The 16,760-nt window shown below is 61.4% G+C and carries 16 protein-coding genes, 1 tRNA gene and 1 pseudogene; 16 read left to right on the top strand and 2 right to left on the bottom strand.

Annotated features, from left to right (window positions below; genetic code table 11):
* Positions 1-42: 42 nt before the first annotated feature.
* The 5 genes and pseudogenes from ACQK2M_RS14620 to ACQK2M_RS14600 all read left to right on the top strand — a co-directional run bounded on the left by ACQK2M_RS14620 (position 43) and on the right by ACQK2M_RS14600 (position 4,325).
* A complete protein-coding gene (locus ACQK2M_RS14620; RefSeq protein WP_350182428.1) occupies positions 43-582 on the top strand; it encodes a DUF2924 domain-containing protein in 540 nt (179 codons plus the stop codon).
* Positions 579-761, top strand: a pseudogene (locus ACQK2M_RS14615) (recombinase family protein); the annotation flags it as partial. The gene ACQK2M_RS14620 and the pseudogene ACQK2M_RS14615, both read left to right, overlap by 4 nt.
* Positions 760-1,344 (top strand): PD-(D/E)XK motif protein, encoded by a 585-nt coding sequence (locus tag ACQK2M_RS14610; protein WP_425418397.1) that lies wholly within the window; start codon positions 760-762, stop codon positions 1,342-1,344. The pseudogene ACQK2M_RS14615 and the gene ACQK2M_RS14610, both read left to right, overlap by 2 nt.
* Positions 1,337-3,421, top strand: coding sequence for an AIPR family protein (locus ACQK2M_RS14605; RefSeq protein WP_350182422.1), 2,085 nt, complete (start codon positions 1,337-1,339; stop codon positions 3,419-3,421). The genes ACQK2M_RS14610 and ACQK2M_RS14605 overlap by 8 nt, the downstream gene beginning before the upstream one ends.
* Complete coding sequence (locus ACQK2M_RS14600) at positions 3,411-4,325, top strand: DUF2971 domain-containing protein (RefSeq protein ID WP_425418396.1); 915 nt, start codon at positions 3,411-3,413, stop codon at positions 4,323-4,325. The genes ACQK2M_RS14605 and ACQK2M_RS14600 overlap by 11 nt, the downstream gene beginning before the upstream one ends.
* 16 nt (positions 4,326-4,341) lie before the next feature.
* Here the strand turns inward: ACQK2M_RS14600 and ACQK2M_RS14595 are convergent, their stop codons facing one another.
* Positions 4,342-5,877, bottom strand: a complete 1,536-nt coding sequence (locus tag ACQK2M_RS14595; RefSeq protein ID WP_425418395.1) for a DNA cytosine methyltransferase — start codon at positions 5,875-5,877, stop codon at positions 4,342-4,344.
* Positions 5,878-5,944: 67 nt separating this feature from the next.
* Between ACQK2M_RS14595 and ACQK2M_RS14590 the strand changes: the two genes are divergently transcribed.
* On the top strand, positions 5,945-6,427 hold the full coding sequence (locus tag ACQK2M_RS14590) for a very short patch repair endonuclease (RefSeq protein WP_350182419.1): 483 nt from the start codon (positions 5,945-5,947) through the stop codon (positions 6,425-6,427).
* 311 nt (positions 6,428-6,738) lie between these two features.
* Here ACQK2M_RS14590 and ACQK2M_RS14585 read toward each other — a convergent pair.
* Positions 6,739-6,828, bottom strand: a tRNA-Ser gene (locus ACQK2M_RS14585).
* 195 nt (positions 6,829-7,023) lie between these two features.
* Here ACQK2M_RS14585 and ACQK2M_RS14580 point away from each other — a divergent pair.
* The 10 genes from ACQK2M_RS14580 (at position 7,024) to mazG (ending at position 16,716) form a co-directional block, all read left to right on the top strand.
* Complete coding sequence (locus tag ACQK2M_RS14580) at positions 7,024-7,935, top strand: septal ring lytic transglycosylase RlpA family protein (protein WP_425418394.1); 912 nt, start codon at positions 7,024-7,026, stop codon at positions 7,933-7,935.
* Positions 7,936-8,031: 96 nt separating this feature from the next.
* Positions 8,032-9,186, top strand: a complete 1,155-nt coding sequence (locus ACQK2M_RS14575) for a D-alanyl-D-alanine carboxypeptidase family protein (protein WP_425418393.1) — start codon at positions 8,032-8,034, stop codon at positions 9,184-9,186.
* A 1-nt stretch (position 9,187) separates the two neighbouring features.
* Positions 9,188-9,895 carry a dTMP kinase gene (gene tmk, locus ACQK2M_RS14570; RefSeq protein ID WP_425420048.1) on the top strand — a complete coding sequence of 236 codons (708 nt, stop codon included), beginning with the start codon at positions 9,188-9,190 and terminating at the stop codon, positions 9,893-9,895.
* Between the two features lie 4 nt (positions 9,896-9,899).
* Complete coding sequence (locus ACQK2M_RS14565) at positions 9,900-10,934, top strand: DNA polymerase III subunit delta' (RefSeq protein ID WP_425418392.1); 1,035 nt, start codon at positions 9,900-9,902, stop codon at positions 10,932-10,934.
* A gap of 83 nt (positions 10,935-11,017) precedes the next feature.
* Positions 11,018-12,556 carry a methionine--tRNA ligase gene (metG, locus tag ACQK2M_RS14560; RefSeq protein ID WP_425418391.1) on the top strand — a complete coding sequence of 513 codons (1,539 nt, stop codon included), beginning with the start codon at positions 11,018-11,020 and terminating at the stop codon, positions 12,554-12,556.
* Between the two features lie 10 nt (positions 12,557-12,566).
* Positions 12,567-13,361 carry a TatD family hydrolase gene (locus tag ACQK2M_RS14555; RefSeq protein WP_425418390.1) on the top strand — a complete coding sequence of 265 codons (795 nt, stop codon included), beginning with the start codon at positions 12,567-12,569 and terminating at the stop codon, positions 13,359-13,361.
* Positions 13,354-14,175 (top strand): MBL fold metallo-hydrolase, encoded by an 822-nt coding sequence (locus ACQK2M_RS14550; protein WP_425418389.1) that lies wholly within the window; start codon positions 13,354-13,356, stop codon positions 14,173-14,175. The genes ACQK2M_RS14555 and ACQK2M_RS14550 overlap by 8 nt, the downstream gene beginning before the upstream one ends.
* Before the next feature lie 4 nt (positions 14,176-14,179).
* Positions 14,180-14,674, top strand: coding sequence for a YbaK/EbsC family protein (locus ACQK2M_RS14545; protein ID WP_425418388.1), 495 nt, complete (start codon positions 14,180-14,182; stop codon positions 14,672-14,674).
* 71 nt (positions 14,675-14,745) lie between these two features.
* Positions 14,746-15,813, top strand: coding sequence for a D-alanine--D-alanine ligase family protein (locus ACQK2M_RS14540; protein ID WP_425418387.1), 1,068 nt, complete (start codon positions 14,746-14,748; stop codon positions 15,811-15,813).
* Between the two features lie 69 nt (positions 15,814-15,882).
* Positions 15,883-16,716, top strand: coding sequence for a nucleoside triphosphate pyrophosphohydrolase (gene mazG / locus ACQK2M_RS14535; protein WP_425418386.1), 834 nt, complete (start codon positions 15,883-15,885; stop codon positions 16,714-16,716).
* Positions 16,717-16,760: the final 44 nt, after the last annotated feature.

Raw genomic sequence — 16,760 nt, 5'->3', positions numbered from 1 at the left:
CGACCAATGCCGTCATGCAACTCCAACTCACCGGAGAAATGCATGAACAAGCCCGATCCCATCCCCGCGCGCCTGGCCGCGCTCAAAACGACGCCGACGCCCGACTTGAAGCAACAGTGGCGCGACCTGTTCGACAGCGAGCCGCCGCCGTTCAACCGGCGCTACCTCGAAAGCCGCATCGCCTATCGCATCCAGGAACTGGCCTATGGCGGGCTGAAGCCCGAGACGATCCGGCGGCTGGAGCGGCTGGGCGAGGAACTGGACGGCGGCGACAAGAGGAAGCGCGGCATCCGCGCCGACCGCGACCGCCCGATCACCGGGACGCGCCTCCTGCGCGAGTGGCAGGGCGTCGAACAGATTGTCACCGTCACCGCCGACGGGTTCGAATGGCAGGGGCGCCCCTACAAGTCGCTGTCGGCCATCGCGCGCGCCATCACCGGCACGCGCTGGAACGGCTGGGTCTTCTTCGGCCTCAAGAATCACAGGGGGGTGAGCGGCGGTCGCCGGAGGCGAGCGGACGATCCGGTGGATCGTTCGCAACCGCGAACGCCCGGAGCGCAAGCGAGGGGCCGGGAGACATGACTAAGCCGCCCGAGAAATCGAAGGTCGTCCGCAAGCTGCGGTGTTCCATCTACACCCGGAAATCCTCCGAGGAAGGGCTGGAGCAGGAGTTCAACTCGCTCCACGCCCAGCGAGAGGCCTGCGAGGCGTATATCGCCAGCCAGCGGTCCGAGGGCTGGGTGCTTGTCCGCGATCAGTATGTCCGTTGAAGAGCAGCGGGGGCTTGTTGGCGAGTTGGCCTTCCTTCGAGGGCTTGTGTCCGCCTTCGGTCCAGAGACTGCTATAGAGGCCTGGACCGGCCCGACCGGCTCGGCCAAGGATTTCGAGCTGATCGGAAGCTGCGTAGAAGTAAAGGCAAGGCGGGTGGCCGCGAAGCCATTCGTGGCCATTTCATCCGAAGACCAACTGGCCGATGTCGAGGGGAGCCGTCTGTGCCTGCGTGTGCTCAATGTGGCTTCGGCCATCCTACCAGAAGGTCAGAGCCTGCACGATCACGTCCGAATGACGGCGGAGATGTTCGAAGAGGACGGCGCGGCTTTCGAGGCGTGGGAAGAGACACTGTATTCGACAGGATATGATCCCGAGAACGACTACGATGACCGACGATGGCTTCTTGGCGCCACGACCGATTACGAGGTGACGGAGGGTTTTCCCCGGATTTCCGCACCTCTTGCGCCAGGCGTAGAAAACGTCCGATACGCGATCGCTCTCGATGCCTGCGAACCATTCAAACTGGAAGGTGATCTGATCGACGAGATCCGGAAAGGACTTGAGCATGAGTGATCTCGAAGAATTTCATCATGAGCTCATCGCGGACATCCAGGGCGATGCCGACGTCCTAGGACTTGTTACGGTCGAGGCGTTCTTCGAGAAGGTCGGAGATCTGCTCACCGAAGCGGGGGAATTGGATGGCGCCAACAGGGCGTATTTCGAGGGAGGCGGCGCCAACAATCCCATGCGGATCGACGGCTACGGCGGAGATCCAAGGGATGGCGATGGCGTTCTGAGCCTCGTGTTGTGCGACTTCGAGCTTTCCGACGAGGTGCGAGTACAGAACAAAGATCAGATTCAGCGCCTTCTGCAGCGCCTTTACAGGTTCGTTGTTTCCAGTCTCAAGGCCGATTTCCGCGAGCAATTGGAAGAAACCAGTGCCGGGTTCGGCGTGGCCGACCTCATCGCCACGACTTGGAAGCACGTCGAGAAGGTCAAGCTCATCATCGTTACCAACGCAGACTTCCGCGCTCGCGCCGATGCGGCGAACGCGAAAGACCTTGATGGCACACCGGTCACCCTCAGCGTCTGGGACCTGAAGCGCCTCAAGCAATACATGGAGCAGGGGCAGGCGCGGGCGAACCTGATCATCGATTTCGAGAAGGATTTCGGCGGGGGCGTCCCCCTTCTTGCGGCCTCCGGAAGCGACAGTTCGCTCGAAAGCTATCTCGCGGTCATTCCCGGAATACAGTTGGCGGCCATCTACGACAAGTGGGGACCGCGCCTGCTCGAGGCCAACGTCAGAAGCTTTCTGCAGGCACGCGGCAAGGTGAACCAAGGCATTCGCAACACGATCCGCGATGAGCCGCACATGTTCTTCTCCTACAACAACGGCCTCAGTGCGACGGCCGACGCGATCGAGATGGAACAGACCGATCAGGGCCTCCAGCTGGTGCGGGCGGATAATCTGCAGATCGTCAACGGCGGTCAGACAACTGCCTCACTGCACGCGGCGCGAAAGGCGTTTGCCGAGCAGTTGGATCGGGTCCACGTCCAGATGAAGCTGACCATCGTGCCGCGCGAACAATCCGAACTCGTGGTCCCGCGCATCTCGGAATACGCAAACAGCCAGAACAAGGTGAACGCCGCGGACTTCTTCGCCAACCATCCTTTCCACATCCGGACAGAAGAGCTATCGCGCAAGGTCCTGGCGCGGGGAGAAGACGGGTATCGGGACACCAAATGGTTCTACGAGCGCGCACGGGGGCAATATGCCGATGAACGCGGACGCAGGACAATTGCGGAGCGCAAGAGGTTCGATGCCGAATTCCCTCGATCTCAGTTCCTCACGAAGACCGACCTTGCCAAGTTCGAGAACACTTGGGCCTGCATGCCGCATATCGTGAGCCTCGGAGCGCAGAAGAACTTCGCGGAATTCGCCAAGCACATCGGCAAGCGATGGGGTTCCGAAGGAGCGGCGTTCGATGAGCTCTGGTTCAAGCGCATGATCGCAAAGGCAATCATCTTCCGGGCCACGGAGAAGCTGGTTTCGGGCGCGGAATGGTACGAAGGCGGCTACCGCGCCAACATCGTGACCTACGCGATTGCCAAGCTCGTTCATGATGCAGAGGAACGGGATATGGTCGTCGATCTGGACACCGTCTGGAGATACCAGGATGTCTCTCCAGACTTGAAGGCGGCCTTGTTGGTGGCAGCGGCAGAAGCACAGGACGTGATCACACACCCGCCCGAGGGCGTGCGCAACTTCAGCGAATGGGCCAAGAAACAGGCTTGCTGGAAGGGGCTGGAAGATCGCGACTTGAGCTATCCGGAGGAATTCGACTGTGTTCTTATCTCCCCGGACCTCGCCAATGAACAGGCGAGAGAGGCCAGGTCGGACAAGGCTGTCGAGACCAGCGTCGAGGCAGAACTCAAGGTGCACAGGCTCGGCGCCACGTTCTGGGCAGAAGCACGAAACTGGGCACGGGAGCGTGGGCTTCTGTCTCCGAGAGAAAATGGGGTTCTGGAAACCTGCGCCGCGATCCCAGGCAAGATGCCTTCGGACAAGCAGTGTGCGATTGCCATGAGTGCGCTCAGAAAGCTTCAGGGTGAAGGCTTTTCAACTGACGTGGACGCCGATGCAACCTGACGCAAAAAGAAAGCTGTACAAGTTCAGTGGTCCAACCGAGTACGCTCTCCAGAACTTGGAGAATGGGGTGATTTTTTGTCAGCACTACTCGGCTTACAATGATCCATTCGAATTCTGGAGCAACATCTACGAGGGCATTCCCGATCCAAAGGTCGAACCAGAAAGATTTCTCGCTGCTGCATCGGTGTGGGGGTTTCCGGCGAATTCAGTCGACGAGCTGATGGCTGATCGAGCGTTCTCTGAGAACATGGAAGATTACTTTGACGAGTGCCAACACTATGCGCCGCCATTTGGAGCAATGCGACAAGGTGTTCGCATTGCCTGCTTCGGCTCCGAACAGGACAATTTGCTGATGTGGTCCCACTATGGTGACGGTCTTCGCGGATTCTGCCTCGTGTTCGACGAAACCTTGATCGCGAATGCTGACCCCGAAGGCTACTTGCTCGATGTGGCCTATCTTCAGGCGCCGCCCACTGTAGACAGCTTAGTTTACGGGATAGCTTGGGATCAAGACTGGTTCAGCCAGACCGCTATCGATGAGACGACGACGGCGATCGAATACCAAGGCAGGAAGGAATTGAAGGCGGAAATCCCGATGTACGAAGAAGCTGGCGCTGAAGCAGTCAGGATGATGCATGATATCTGGCGGCACGCCTTTGGCACCAAACCTTCCGAATGGAGCTACGAACGCGAACGACGTTTATTGGTGCAGTCTGGCCGTAAGGACGAATTGCCGATCCTGCGTAAATACCCCTTTGAAGCCATCAAGCAGGTCGTTGTGGGCGAGAGGATGCCACTGGAATACAGACGTCGCCTCGAGATAGTTCTTTCGAAAACCTGCGGCGACGTTCCAGTCGCCACCGCAAGTCGATCATCTTCAACATATTGCTTGGAGATAGTGTGAGCCGCAGCAATCTTTTTCACCCTGCAACACTCAACAAGACCAGTTCGGCGATCTGGCGGGCCAGAAACGGCGGCACGGCGTTTCCGACCTGGACATACTGCTGTGTGCGGTTGCCGAGAAACAGGTAGTCGTCGGGAAAGGTCTGCAGCCGGGCCGCCTCGCGCACCGTCAGGCTGCGGCACTGGATCGGATCGGGATGAATAAAGTAGTGTCCGTCCTTCGAGATGTGGCTCGTAACCGTGGTCGATGCCTCGTCCGCCAGCTGAACCCGGAAGCGGTCGTTGAAGACACCGGTGTGCCAGTTGCGGTGATCGGGGCTGAGCACCAGAGGGAAATCTGCGGCTTTCGGGCTGTAGCCACGGACGGTTCCGAACACGGCAGCAAACAGGTAGCGGCCCAGATCCGACGCCATGTGCCCGCGCGTCTCGTGCTGGGCGATCGCGCGAAGTTCCGGTCGTTCGATCCACTGCAGCAACTCATCGTTCGAAGTGCCGTAGCCGTCTGGCAACCGTGACGCGGCCCGAACGGTAGGCGAGTTTTCCTTCACTCGCTCCGAAACGGCCAGGAACGCCTCACGGAGCGGCCGGTCGTCCTTCCCCCTGGAAAGGCCAGCCAGCATGTTCGCGGCGTCAAGGACTTCTCCTCGCCAGGCGGCCGCGTCGTCGAGCCCGCGGCTGATGCCGCTTCGCAAGGCGGGCAACGTTTCGACGACATTGCGGACGGTCCGCGCCATCCCCGATACAGCGATCTCCGCATCGGCAGCCCGTCCTGCGAGGTCCGAACGGATGCCGACGATGATCACCCTGTGGCGACGCTGCGGGACCCCGAACGCCTCGGCGCGCACGATGAAATCCGAGGGCTGTGACGCCTCCTGCAGACTGGCCTTGCCATCCTCGACCCGGACGGCACGAAGTTCGTAGTGATGGGCGTGACCCATGCCAAGCGAGGACAGATCCTCCATCAGCATCTCGAAGACAAGCCGGCTCTCGACTGTGGACGAAAGCATGCCCTTGACGTTTTCCATCACGAAGGCGGCAGGGCGAAGCTTGTCGAGAACCCGGATGTACTCGCGAAAGAGGTAGTGCCGCGCATCCTCCTCCGGGACATAGCCGGCCTTGCCCCTGGAGCGGACGCGCCCCACGAGGGAATAGGCCTGACAGGGCGGGCCGCCGATCAGGATCGTGTCGTCGTACTTTCGTTTCAGCGTCGCGATGGCGCCATCTATGGCGGTCGCCGCAGCCTCGGTGCCGAGCTCAAGCGCGCGGGCTTCGTCGATGGCGTGCTGCCACGCTTCGGCGTCGACTGCTGACCAGTCCGGTTCGGATGCCAGCCCGGCATGGAAATCGATGAACTCTTTCGGCAAGACGCCGTGACGCGCACGGTATTCGCGGAGGAACGCGCGCAGCGTCAGGGTCCGATGGGCCGACGCCTCCTTCTCTACCGAGATGCCGATCCGGAACGGCGCTTGGCCGTCCTCAACGAGGGACGCGAACCCCTCGCCAAGTCCGCCCGGGCCGGCAAACAGATCGACAATGCCGAAAGTGGAAGGCAAATCAGGCTCCTGACGAATTTCATTCAGCCGGTGTATACCAGGTTTAAGGACGAAAACCAGGGCGGATGTGACCGATATCGTGGACCAGCAGACCCGTTCCCGGATGATGTCGGGGATCAGGGGAAAGAACACCAAGCCCGAGCTGGCTCTCAGGCGGGCATTGCACGCGCGCGGTTTCCGCTTCCGGCTTCATTCCGGCAAGGTCCACGGTCGACCGGACCTTGTCCTTCCGAAGCACCGCGCCGTGGTCTTCGTGCACGGCTGCTTCTGGCACCGACACGAGGGGTGCCGCTACACCACCAGCCCCTCGACCCGTCCCGAGTTCTGGCAGACAAAGTTCGACGCGAACGTCGCTCGAGACAGCGCCGTTCGCAAAAAACTCCTCGAAGACGGGTGGCGCGTGGCGACGGTATGGGAGTGCGCCCTGCGGAAGCCGGATAAGGTTAGCGCCACAACTGATCGTCTCGCGGCCTGGCTGCTCGCGGGGACGGTCGGCATGGAGATCGGTGAAAGCGATACACTGCAAAGCGGGATCGTCGCTACGGATTAGGGATGCGGCTGCTGAACCCTCACCCCACCGCCTTACCGACATGGATATTGTTCGATTTCGGTTCCTTCTCGACGCGCGACCCTGAAATCGAAGTGTTCAGCAGGCAGGGGATTAACCGTCGTGATTTCAATGGTTTGTGAAGAATCCACCAAACCCGCGCAGTCATGAGGTCAGGAGAATACTGGCCCCGAGAGAGCGCTTCCAGGCCTTCTGGCTAGGCGGCCAGTGCTCAGCCCCTCCCGCATAACCCTCGAATACAACGAAAAAATCCGGCCGCAGCCGGATGGGGAGAACGCTTTCGCGAGGGGAAGTGGCGGAGAGGGTGGGATTCGAACCCACGGTACGGTCGCCCGCACGCCGGTTTTCAAGACCGGTGCCTTAAACCGCTCGGCCACCTCTCCGGAGGCGTCGTATTGGCATGAAACCCCGAAACCGCGCAACTGTGAATCTGTAAACGCGGAGAGGGCGGTTGGCGCTTAGACATGGCTTCATTAACCAAACCAAGCGAGCGGGCGCGAAGTGCGATGTGTCACACCCGTTCGGGATTGGCCTTTTAACCAAATTTGTGTATCCCGGTTCCCGTTATGCGTTCTCAGATGCCCAAAACATCCGTCAAAACCGCCTCCGCGATCGCCGTTCTCGGCCTGGTCCTTGCGGGGTGTTCGACGTCTCAGCCGAAATTCGGTTATTCGCAGACCGAGGGTGTCTATGCGGCGAACGGCAAGACGTCCGGCGCAGAGTATTTTTCGGTCGCATCGGTCGGTGTCTCGGCGAGCCCCCGGGTGGCGACCGGTGCCGTCATGCCGCGCGGCGGCGGAACCTCGAAGGTGGGCAAGCCTTACACGGTGGCAGGCAAGACCTACTATCCGACCGAAAACCCCAAAGGGGCAGAAGTCGGATTGGCGTCGTGGTACGGGGCGGCATTTCATGGCCGCAAGACCGCCAATGGCGAAATCTACGACATGGCGCACCTGACAGCGGCCCACAAAACGTTCCCGCTGCCCAGCTATGCGCGCGTGACCAATCTGGAAAACGGCCGTTCGCTGCTGGTCCGCGTGAACGATCGGGGGCCTTTCGCGCATGATCGCGTCATCGACCTTTCCAAGCGAGCCGCCGATCTCCTCGACTATACGAACAGCGGCGTCGCGAAGGTGAAGGTCGAGTATGCCGGCCGTGCACCGCTTGACGGACAAGACGACGCGTTCCTGCTCGCTTCCGTCCAGGGTGTCCCGGGAAATGCGCCCGATGGCCGCTATATCCAGCCAAGCTCCGGCGTCATGGTTGCCATGAACGGGCAGACGCCCGAGCGTCGTCCGGTACAGAAACGCGGCCTGATGGGCGTGTTGTCTTCCGCATTCGGACTTCCGACACCGCGTCGGGATGTCGCTCAGGTGGCAGACCGGATGGAGCCGGCGGCCTCCTCGGCCTATGCCGATCGGCGGGTGGCTTCGGCTTTCGCCGACAATCCGTTTTCCGGATTGAAATCTTCCGACTGGAAATCACGCTAGACAGAACGCACCGCGAAGTTGCCTGAAGGCGAAGGGATTTGGTAATTGAATCCTCGGGCCTCTGTACCTTCGGATAACGACGTGTAGTCTAGCGCCATGCGAAATCCAGTTTCCATCATCGTTCTTGCGTTGAGCCTGCTTGCCAGTCTCGTCCTGCCGGCCGCCGCGCAGCTTTTCGAGACGAGGGCAGGGCAGGCGGTCTTGCTCGACGTCAATTCGGGGACCGTTCTCTTTTCGAAAAACGCGGATGAGCCGGTGCCGCCGGCGTCGCTCGCGAAACTGATGACCATGGAGGTTGTCTTCAACGCTCTGAAGGCCGGCCGGCTGTCCATGGACGACGAGTTTCTCGTCAGCGAAAACGCATGGCGAACTGGCGGGGCGGTTTCGGGCGGATCGACAATGTTCGCGGAACTGAATTCCTCGATACGGCTCGAAGACCTGATTCAGGGCGTCATCGTCCAGTCGGCCAATGACGGATGCATCATCATCGCGGAGGGCATGGCTGGTTCCGAAGCGATCTTCGCGCAGATGATGAACGAACGCGCCCGCAAGATCGGCCTGGAAAATTCCACCTTCATGAATTCGACCGGCCTGCCGGATCCGCAGCAAAAGGTGACGATGCGCGACCTCGTCAAGCTCGCCGTTCATATCCAGAGCGAGTACCCCGAATACTACAAATATTACGCCCAGCGCGATTTCACCTGGAACAAGATCCTCCAGCGCAACCGCAATCCGCTTCTTGCGATGGATATCGGCGCCGACGGCATGAAGACCGGCTACACCGAGGAATCCGGTTACGCCATCGTCGGCTCGATCGATCGGGATGGACGCAGGCTTATCGTCGCGATGAGCGGACTTCCCGATCAGCGTTCGCGCGGCGAGGAAGCCCGCAAGCTTCTCGAATGGGGCCTGCGCGCATTCCAGCCCTACGAAATCTTCAAGAAGGACGAGGAAATCGGCAATGTGCGGCTTTATGGCGGCGCCCAACTGACCGTTCCGGTTACCGTCCTGAAAGACCTGATCATCCTGCTGCCGATAACCGAAAGAGACCGCATGAAGGCGCGGGTGGTCTATACCGGCCCGGTGATGGCTCCCGTGGAAGCCGGCCAGGAAATCGCCACGTTGAAGGTCTGGATCGGCGACAACCTTTCCCAGGAAAAGCCGCTCTACGCCGCGCAATCCGTGCCGCTCGGGCCGATTCACCGCAGGGCGCTGGATGCGTTGACGGAGCTCGTACTTGGCTGGATCTGATTTGGCGCGAACGAAAGGTTCGCGCGGTCGTGGCCTCTTCATTACTTTCGAGGGTGGAGACGGCGCGGGGAAATCGACGCAGATACACCGGCTTGCGGAAACCCTTCGCAAACGCGGATACGCGGTTATGGAATCGCGCGAGCCGGGTGGCACCCCGGGCGCCGAGGCTGTCCGGCATGTCGTTCTCGACACCAGTGCTGCCGAGCCCTTCGGCCCGTATCTGGAGGCCATGCTTTTCGCCGCAGCCCGAAACGACCATGTCGAGCAAAAGATCCGCCCCGCACTCGAGCGCGGCGAGATCGTGCTTGTTGACCGGTTCATGGATTCGACGCGTGTCTACCAGGGCGCAACCGAAAATCTCGACAGCGGCTTCGTGAAGTCGCTCGAACGCGTGGCGATCGCCAATGTCGTCCCGGACCTGACCCTTATCCTCGACCTGCCGCCGGAGGAGGGGCTGCGCCGTGCCCACGCGCGCCGTGAGGCCGACACGCCGGTCGACCGGTTCGAGAAGGAAGACATCGCGGCGCACGAGATCAGGCGCGCGGCATTTCTCGACATCGCGGAGAACGAACCGGAACGATGCCGCGTGATCGATGCGTCCGGTTCTGCGGATGACGTGGCCGAACAAATTCTCAATGTCGTTTCACGCGCGATACGAAAGTCCGGCATTGCCAAGATCGGCGCGGACGGAAAACAGGACAGCGCCTGACGACATGATCGAGGTCCCGGAAACCCATGACACGCTCGAAGGCATCAATCCGCCGCAACTCACCACGACGTTGCACGGTCACCCTCGCGAGCAGGAATTTCTCTCCGCTGCAGTCGCGAGCGGCAAGCTGCACCATGCGATGATTTTCGAGGGCGAGCGCGGCATCGGCAAGGCAACGGCGGCATTCCATCTCGCCAACCGGCTCCTCGACCGCCAATCCGCGCATGTGCCCGATCCGGAATCCGGCACTTTCCGGCAGATCGCACAGGGCGCACATCCCGGCTTGCTCTATCTGACGCGACCGAAAAACGATCAGGGCACCGGTTTCAAATCCGCGATCACGGTAGATGAAATCCGCCGCCTGCAACGGTTCTTCGCAATGACGGCGGCGGGCGCGGATAGCTACCGGGTCGTGATCATCGATCCCGTCAACGACCTCAACCGCAACGCGGCGAACGCCCTTTTGAAGCTGCTCGAGGAGCCGCCCGCGCGCGCCGTTTTTATCCTGATTGGCCACGGCATCGGCGGATTGCTGCCGACGATCCGCTCACGCTGCCAGATCCTGAAGTTCTCGCCTCTGGCCGACGATGAAATCGAGCAGATCATCCGCGAGCAGGGCGGCGGCGCGGATGACACGGAAATCGCGCGTATCGCAGCCCTTGGCGGCGGCAGCGCGCGCCGCGCCCTGTTGTTTGCGCAATTCGGCGGCCTGGAGCTGAAGGAAGCACTCGATGCGTATCTGTCCGGGCCGAGACCGGACGTTGCGCAGGCTCACAAGCTTGCGGAGATCGCCGGCGCGCGCAAGAACGAGATCCATCGCGACATCCTGCGCGAACTGGTTCTCGACCGGCTTCGCGACCGTGCGACGCAGGCCGCGCGATCCGGACAATTGCGCGCTGCGGAACGCATTGCGACCGCCGACATGGCGCTGCAGGATCGCATGCGGATGTCGGACGCCTTCAATCTCGATCGAAAGCAGGACTTCCTGTCCCTGCTCGGAGACGTGCATGAATTGCTGGGCGCGACGGCAAACGCGTGATTTTTCCGGCAACCCGGCTTTCCTTGAGCGATTGAAATCGGATAGAGCAGGGCACCTCGCGCAATCATTCCAGACAGGCCGACATGTCCGCCAAAGACCGTTTCTATATCACCACGCCGATTTTCTATCCGAACGGCGTTCCCCATATCGGCCACGCCTATACGGCGATCGCGACCGACGTGCTCGCCCGCTTCGCCCGCCACGACGGCAAGGACGTGTTCTTCCTGACTGGGACCGACGAGCACGGCCAGAAGATGCAGCGCACCGCCGAGCAGGAAGGCATCGCGCCGATCGAGCTCGCCGACAGGAATTCCGCCGTTTTCCGCCGCATGGTCGAAACCGTCGGCTGTTCCAACGACGACTTCATCCGCACGACGGAGGAGCGCCACCGCATCGCCGTCCAGGAACTCTGGAAGCGGATGGAAGCCAATGGCGACATCTATCTCGGCAAGTATGGCGGCTGGTACTCCGTGCGCCAGGAAGCCTATTTCGACGAAAGCGAGACGACGCTCGGCGAAGACGGTGTCCGCCGCGAGCCGCTTGGGTCCGAAGTCGAATGGGTCGAGGAGGAAAGCTACTATTTCCGGCTGTCGGCCTATGGCGACAAGCTTCTGAAGCTCTACGCGGACAATCCGGACTTCGTGCTGCCGGCGGAACGCCGCAACGAGGTCGCGAGCTTCGTGAAATCGGGACTGAAGGACCTCTCCATTTCCCGCACCACCTTCGACTGGGGTGTGCCGGTTCCGGGTAACGACAAGCATGTGATGTATGTCTGGGTCGACGCGCTGACCAACTATCTCACGGCGACCGGTTTCCCCGATGAAAATGCGCCGCGCGCGAATTACTGGCCGGCGATGCACATCATCGGCAAGGACATCGTGCGGTTTCACGCGGTCTACTGGCCGGCCTTCCTGATGAGCGCCGGCGTCGAGCTGCCGAAACGCGTTTACGCGCATGGCTTCCTGTTCAACAAGGGCGAGAAGATGTCGAAATCGGTCGGCAACGTCGTCGATCCCTTCGCGCTGATCGATGCCTACGGACTCGACCAGGTGCGCTACTTCTTCATGCGCGAAGTGCCGTTCGGCAATGACGGTTCCTACAGCCACGAGGCGATCGTCAACCGGATAAACGCCGATCTCGCCAACGGTCTCGGCAATCTGGCGCAACGCTCGCTGTCGATGATCGCCAAGCATTGCGAAGGCAAGGTACCGGACCATGGCGCTTTCACGCCGGAAGACGAGGCGCTTCTGGCCGAAAGCGCACCGGCGCTTGCTGCGGCGCGGGACGCAATGGACAAACAGGCGATCCACAAGGCGATCGAGGCCACCTTCGATATCGCGGCCGCCGCGGACCGCTACATCGATGCACAGGCCCCCTGGGCGCTGCGCAAGACCGATCCGGATCGCATGAAAACGGTTCTCTATGTCGTTGCCGAGACGGTGCGCCGCATCGCCATCCTCGCGCAGCCCTACATGCCGGACGCAACGGGAAAACTGCTCGATCTCGTCGCCGCGCCGGCCGACGCCCGCGATTTCGACAGCCTCGACGCGATGCTGGTTCCCGGAACGGAACTGCCCGCGCCATCCGGCGTTTTCCCGCGATATGTGGACAAGGAAGATTGATCGCGGGCTCATGACCGTACTCGTCGACAGCCACTGCCATCTGGATTTCCCCGACTTCGAAGTCGAACGCGACGATATCGTCGCGCGCGCCCGAGAGGCCGGGCTCGTGCGCATGGTCACGATCTCGACGCATGTCAGGAAGTTCGACACGATCCGCGCCATCGCCGACACCTATGATGATGTCTTCTGTTCGGTCGGCACGCATCCGCACAATGCCGATCAGGAACTCGACATCACGGCGGATGATCTCGTCCGGCTGGCCGAAGGCGACAAGGTCGTTGCGATCGGCGAAGCCGGTCTGGATTACTTCTACGACAAGGCGCCGCGCGAGGCGCAGGCGGAAGGATTTCGCCGCCATATCGACGCCGCGCGACGCACGGGACTGCCGCTGGTGATCCACGCCCGCGACGCCGATGAGGACATGGCGCGGATCCTGACGGAGGAAACCGAAGGGAAGGGGGCCTTCCCCTTCGTCCTGCACTGTTTTTCATCCGGTCGCGCGCTCGCCGAAACCGGGATATCGCTCGGCGGTTATGTTTCCTTTTCGGGCATTCTGACCTTCAAGAAATCCGAAGACATCCGCGCCATCGCGAAAGACATGCCGGCGGACCGTATCCTGGTGGAAACCGATGCGCCGTATCTCGCGCCGCCGCCGCATCGCGGAAAGCGCAACGAACCGTCTTATGTAAAGAACACAGCACAGGTGCTGGCCGATACGCGCGGCGTTTCGCTGGACGAAATCGGAACGGCGACGACGGAGAACTTCTACCGCCTGTTTTCCAGGGTGACGCGGCACGATGGCTGACGGGCAAGCGGCCGCCATGAAGTTCACCGTGCTGGGCTGCGGTTCATCACCCGGCACGCCGCGCCTGAACGGCGACTGGGGCAATTGCGACCCGCATAATCCGAAAAACCGCCGCCTGCGTGCGTCCTTGCTGGTGGAACGCTTCGCGCCCGACGGCGAGCGGACCTGCGTCGTTATCGACACCGGACCGGATTTTCGCCAGCAGATGCTCGCCGCGCAGGTCCGCCAACTCGACGGCGTGGTCTACACGCATCCGCATGCCGACCACATCCACGGCATCGACGACCTTCGGACTTTTGTCCTCTGGCAGAAACGGCTCATGGACGTTTGGGCGGACAACTCAACATTCGAACGATTGAACGATGCATTCGGCTACTGCTTCCAGACGCCGCCGGGCAGCGGTTATCCGCCGATCCTTCGACGCCATCCGATCGAGATCGGATCGCCATTCGAGGTGAACGGGCCGGGCGGTCCGATCCGCTTTGAGCCGCTACTCCAGACGCATGGCGCAATCCATTCGCTTGGCTTTCGCATCGGCGATTTCGCATATTGTTCGGACGTCAGCGCCTATCCAGCCGCCACGCTCGACAAGCTCCGGGATCTCGATGTCCTCGTGATCGACGCGCTGCAGTATCGCGAGCATATGAGCCATTTTTCGCTGGAACAGGCACTTGCCGTGATTATGGAACTGGCGCCGAAACGCGCATTTCTGACCCACATGCATACTCCGCTCGACTATGAAACCGTGAAGCGCGAGACGCCCGATCACGTCGAGCCGGCCTATGACGGCCTTGTCATCGAAACCGGAGCCTGACGCCATGAGCAATCCCGTCGTCCCGAAACCCGGATCGAGCATGGAGCGCGTCGCTCAGGACGCCGAGCGGCTCGGACTGCAAATCGAACTGCGCGTGATGGATCAGTCGACGCGCACGGCCGAAGACGCGGCCGAGGCCTGCGGCTGTACCGTCGGTCAGATCGTCAAGTCTCTGGTCTTCGAGAATGCCGATACTGGTGCGCTCGCGCTGCTGCTGGTATCCGGTTCGCACAACGCCGATCTCGAATACATATCAAGCAGATACGGATTAAACCTCAAGCGGTGTGACGGCCGCCGCGTGCGCGACGAGACAGGCTTCGCCATCGGCGGCGTCGCACCGATCGGCCACAAGGCGCCAGTCGCAACATGGCTGGACGAAAGCCTGCTGGACTATGAGACGGTCTGGGCTGCCGCAGGGCGGCCGGACAGCGTCTTCAGCGTCGATCCAAGGGCTCTGGTCGACGCCGTAAAGCCACAGCTCATCGCGGTATCGGGCTAATCGCAGTTCCATAATCCATCTTATGCGACAATCAGATGGAGTGTCGCGGATATGCCTGAATTGGAGAATCGATGAACGCCTCCTCCCAACGTCTCCGTATCCTCGTCCTCTATGGCGGACGCTCCGCCGAGCACGATGTCTCGCTCATGTCGGCGACAAATGTCGTGCGCGCGCTCGATCCCGAGACGTATGATGTCGTACCCGTCTACGTCACGCGCGACGGCCGCTGGTTGCTGGCCGCCTTCGAAGATCGCGAACTGACAAGGCCCAAGAGCGGCGTCGAAGTTGCGCTCGTTCCCGGCGGCCACGGCCGCATGCTTGCCGCCGGCTCGGACCGTATGGAAGAGCTTCCGCCGGCTGATCTGCTTTTTCCGGTGTTGCATGGCCTGCACGGCGAAGACGGCGCGGTCCAGGGACTGGCCGAAGTCGCCTGCGTGGCGCTGGTCGGTTGCGGCATTCTCGGCTCGGCGGCATCGATCGACAAGGACATGACCAAGCGCCTGCTACGCGATGCCGGCGTGCCTGTGGCCCGTTCGGTCGTCATCCGCAAGGACGATATTCCGACGCTCGCAGAACTCGAAAAGGAACTTGGGCTGCCCGTCTTCGTCAAGCCGGCACGCCAGGGCTCGTCGGTCGGCGTCACGAAGGTCTCAAACGCCGACGACTACGACACGGCGCTCACCGAAGGCTTCCGGCATGACAGCCGGCTTCTGGCCGAGGAATTTGTCGATGGCCGCGAAATCGAATTCGCCGTGCTGGAGGAACCGGACGGTACCCTGATCGTGTCTCGCCCCGGCGAAATCGCGCCATCCGGGAGCCACGGATTTTACAGCTATGATGCGAAATATGTCGACGCCGATGGCGCGGCCCTGACAATCCCGGCAGAACTGCCGGAAGACATCGAGACACGAATGCGCACCTTGGCCGCCGACGCCTTTCGCGCCGCTGGCTGTGACGCCATGGCGCGCGTCGATTTCTTCGTCACGCCCGACATGAAATGCCTCGTCAACGAGATCAACACGATCCCCGGCTTCACCGACATATCCATGTATGCCAAGGCCATGGCCGCATCCGGCATCCCCTACGAGGAACTGCTGGATCGCCTGATCGAGCATGGTCTCGCTCGCGCAGGACGCTGACAACGCAGTTTCTGTGGACGCAGCAACGATGCACATTCGTCCCGTCACGCTTATGCATAGTATGCCGGCATGACCCCTTCCCGCGACATTTCCCGGCTTCTCGAAATCATGGCGGCGCTGCGCGATCCCGAGACCGGCTGCCCGTGGGATGTCGAGCAGAGCTTCGAGACGATCGTGCCCTATACGATCGAGGAAGCCTACGAGGTTGCCGACGCAATCGAGCGGAAAGACATGGTCGATCTGCCCGACGAATTGGGCGACCTCCTGCTTCAGGTCGTCTTCCATTCCCGCATGGCCGAGGAAGCCGGCCAGTTCGATTTCGGCGATGTGGTCGAAGCGATCACCAGGAAAATGATCCGCCGCCATCCACATGTCTTCGGCGACGACTCCGTGCGCGGCAAGAAGCTCGCCAAGGGCATGTGGGAAAAGATCAAGGCGGAGGAAAAGGCCGAGAAAGCCGCAAGACACGCGGAAACGCAGAAAGCCGCCGGCGTGGAGCAGGTCGAGCACCTGTCGCTTCTGGACGATGTGCCGCGCGCCCTTCCCGCCCTCATCCGCGCGATCAAGCTGCAGCGCAAGGCTGCCCGCGTCGGTTTCGACTGGGACACCGCCCCGCCAATCCTCGACAAGATCGAGGAGGAAATCGGCGAGCTGCGCGAGGTCATGGCGTCTGGACAGGAGGACAAGGTCCGCGAGGAATATGGTGACCTGCTCTTCGCGCTGGTCAATCTCGGCCGCCACCTCGATGTCGAACCCGAGGCCGCGCTCGAAGCCGCCAACCATAAATTCTTCACCCGTTTCCGCCACATAGAACGCCGTCTTGGCGAACAGGACCGCAATCCCGCCGACGCCACGCTCGACGAGATGGAAGCCCTCTGGCAGGAAGCGAAGACAGCGAAATAGCTGCGCGACACGGAGACGCGTTAGCGGCCTCTTTCCATTTCGCC

The sequence above is a fragment of the Oricola indica genome, assembly GCF_965227485.1.
Lineage (GTDB): Bacteria > Pseudomonadota > Alphaproteobacteria > Rhizobiales > Rhizobiaceae > Oricola > Oricola indica.
This window is presented reverse-complemented; position numbering and strand designations above follow the sequence as displayed.